The sequence below is a fragment of the Limisphaera sp. 4302-co genome (assembly GCF_049537155.1).
In the GTDB taxonomy this organism is placed as follows: domain Bacteria; phylum Verrucomicrobiota; class Verrucomicrobiia; order Limisphaerales; family Limisphaeraceae; genus Limisphaera.
Genome location: NZ_JBMVQZ010000028.1, coordinates 1 through 3,218 on the forward strand (window position 1 = coordinate 1; position 3,218 = coordinate 3,218).

At 60.3% G+C, this 3,218-nt stretch carries 4 protein-coding genes; all 4 read right to left on the bottom strand.

Features of this window, described 5'->3' with window-relative positions; all coding sequences use genetic code 11:
- Nucleotides 1-303, bottom strand: a 303-nt coding sequence (locus ACPDIX_RS14925) for a helix-turn-helix transcriptional regulator (RefSeq protein ID WP_423432600.1), incomplete at its 3' end; no start/stop codon positions are given.
- A gap of 808 nt (nt 304-1,111) precedes the next feature.
- Nucleotides 1,112-1,546 (bottom strand): hypothetical protein, encoded by a 435-nt coding sequence (locus ACPDIX_RS14930; protein ID WP_423432601.1) that lies wholly within the window; start codon nt 1,544-1,546, stop codon nt 1,112-1,114.
- Between the two features lie 149 nt (nt 1,547-1,695).
- Nucleotides 1,696-2,862, bottom strand: coding sequence for a hypothetical protein (locus ACPDIX_RS14935; RefSeq protein WP_423432602.1), 1,167 nt, complete (start codon nt 2,860-2,862; stop codon nt 1,696-1,698).
- On the bottom strand, nt 2,859-3,218 hold a 360-nt coding region (locus tag ACPDIX_RS14940), incomplete at its 5' end, for a MauE/DoxX family redox-associated membrane protein (protein WP_423432603.1). The genes ACPDIX_RS14935 and ACPDIX_RS14940, both read right to left, overlap by 4 nt.

The following is a 3,218-nucleotide window of genomic DNA, read 5'->3' on the forward strand; positions in this document are numbered from 1 at the left end:
GTCCCTTTTCTCACATGGCGAATGACCCCACCTCCGCCGGTACGCACGACAAAACGCCGACACACTCCCATACCCCAGCCGACCGGCCACCTCTTTAACAAAAGTGCCCTCCCTCAGCCACCGCCGCCCCACTTCCATCCGCTTCCTCCGCAGCCACTCCCGTAACCTCCCCCTCTCCAACACCGCAAACCGCCGCTCCAGCGTCCGCTCGCTGACCCGCAGAACAGCCGCCATCGCTTTCACACGGAAACCGCAACCCATCGCCAACTCCAGCCACTGCCTTTCCCCACCAGGCAACTTCACGCCAGCCACTCCACCTGTCCTCCGCCGGCCTTTGCTCATGCTCCAACCTCACGATCCATGGCCCGGCCATCAGGCCCCCGCCACACTCCCGGCTCACAAGGGTTCGCCTCCTCTTTTACCTCCCTCATGGATTTCCTCAATGGCCAAAATTGGCCATCCCTTCCCTCCCGCTCCCTGCCTCTACACTCCGACATTACCCCCACTTCACGTCCGTCGTGCCTCTCTAAAGCCATCAGCCGTCCATCCTCGCTTAACCCTCGCCACCCTCGGCCCACCACGCCGCTTTACTTCCACCCCACCGCTCACGACCACCACACGCACGCCGGACGCCGCCGCACACCCAACCGCTCAGCCTTCGCAAAGGTCTCCCGGCCGAACTGCCCCTCCGCCATCTGACCCGAGTATGCACCGCCCTCATCCTCTCAGCCGCAGCATACCCAAGCGGCACCTTCACAAACAACACCCGCCGAAGTCGCTACTCAGAATGCAAAACCTCCAGAGATACCGCAGCAACCGGCAGTCTTGTGGCACACGGTCCAAGCCCGGCGACCTCGGTCCCGGCGCTCTGAGCTACACCTTTCCTGCCGCTGCGGCCGCTCGTGCCGCTGCCGCTAGCATCTCGGCAACCACGCGCAGCGGTATGCCAAGGTTAGCGACGAATACGCTGTTCCGTCGCTTCCGATCCGCAGGTCTCAACCCTACATGACACGGCACCGTGCCGCCGGCGCCCCCTTAAGCCCTCGGCAGCCCAGCCGACGTAGAACGCTCTCGGCAATCACCTCTTCAGGTCCGCGCCAGCGACCACCTACTACGTCCTCGGGCACTCGTCACCACTGCATTCCGCATATCCGTAGAAGCCGACCACGGTTTGCTGAGTAACCGCACCACCGCAGCACTCACCAACCGCGTAGGCCGTGGCACTGCATGCCCCAATTCTTGGAGAGGCTTCCATGGTCCCCGTGGGATTGCCGCCCGTAGCATCCAGGTACTCCGTGCCCGGCGAGCTCATCGTGCAGACAGCCACAACCGGTGGATAGAGCTGACACACCACCAGCATGTTCCGCGTTCCATCGCAGCCAATTGTTGTTCCATTCATCTGGCAACACGCCCACGCCATTCCCGACACCCCAGCTGCCAGCAGTACTCCTGCAAGCTTGCCACGTACCTTTTCTTCCTTAAGCAAGGTCGCCGGCATTTCAGATGTCTGTTTACCATGCTCACTGTATTTGCTTTTGCCTTTCATTGTTCCTCCTTTCTTTTGCTATATCGTTGGTACGTCTGTAATGCTGCAGCCCATGGCAGCCATCCCGCACTTTATCAGGTTCGCCGCGAGTACAATGTTAGCGGACGGATACCTGGCCGTGTGCTGACGTCTGCCTGCATATCACGCTGCTACTCCTTCCGCACCCCGCCGTACCTCCACAGAAGTCCGGCGAGCATGAGGGCGCTGGCGGCAAGAAAGCTGATGCCGACAATGCTTCGCACGCGCCGTTCTCGACCCGTTCCCTCCACCACGGCAGCCATCCCGCTCGCGACTCCCGAGACATTCGGATGTTGCAATACCTGAGCGTTGCCTTCCTCGTCGTACACCACATGAAAATCATTCGGCCGAATGAACTGTCTGCAACTGGTGGAAGCACCGTGTGTGTCTGCGGACTCCCACCGGAGTACATGATACACCGCATAACGATCCCATTCACTACTTCCGCGCCACTTCACATACACGACTGCTTGCTCCAACGCTCCGTTGTTGTGGATCAGATTGATTCGTCGTTTTTCCAGGCGCTCAGATCCGCTTATTGGGTATTCAACCGTCACGATGCTGCCATCCTTCACGGTTGCCGTACCCTCAATCGCTGTGCCGCCGGCAACGCTCCGCGCACGGAACCGCAACAAGGTCTCTGATCGTTCTGTAATCTGAAACGTCCGCCCATCCACTTCATACATGCCAAGTCGCAGAAACTCCGTGGCCATGCGTTCACGCAGCTGGGGTATGTTAACAGCGCGGCCGTTCAATCGGTAGACGCCGGTATCGGACTCCACGCATTGAAAACCTGTTGGCGTCACCGACCACCAATGTTTGCCATCTCGGCCTGCAAACGTGCCCAGCCGCACCTCCGCCTGCCAGGGTACGGCATTGCTTTCTGGCAGTTCCTGAACCATCCAGTGCATCCAGTCCAGAAAACGCAATGCAAAGTACTCCGTTTGGGAGGGCAACCTCGCACGCCCCGCCTTGAAGAGTTCTTCGAAGAACTGCTTCGCCTGACCCACATCTGAGAATGCCACGGGATATTCGTCCAGTGTCCTTGCATAGATCACGGTATCTACAGGCCCGGGATTTCTGAGCCACGACTCGATGTTGCCTGGCGTTATCTGCAGCGCGTGGCCCGGTCCGCCCAATGCCGAACCTGTCAGTACACAAAACGTGAGCCAGCTCAACACGCTCCTTCCGCCTTTGTTCTCTCTGCAGCTGTCCCAGGCACCACGCGCTGCCTGCGCCCCCGCGCCGCCGGGTCGTTCATTCCGTCCGGTGCCGTTTTGAAGTGCACAGCTTTTCATCGGGTTATTCCACGCTCACGATGCCGCAGCTGGGCAGGCAATGGTTCTAAACCACGTACGTCGACGCCGTGGCCTTTTGTCCAAAAAAGCCCGCTAAACGCACCAACCCCGAGGTACGCGAGCACCCCTATCATCACCCGGTCCGCCACCGTCGGCGACACACCCAGCGCGTCCGTCAAGTGACCCAGACACCCACAGGGCCGCTTCCAGCCCATCCACCACAGCCCCAGCCGGTACAACGCAAAGTTCCCCGACAACCACCCCACCAACACCAAACTCAACCGCTCCCGCCGTCCCACCAAACACACACCCGCCACCACCAACTCCACCAACCCCACTCCCGCCATCAACTGCCC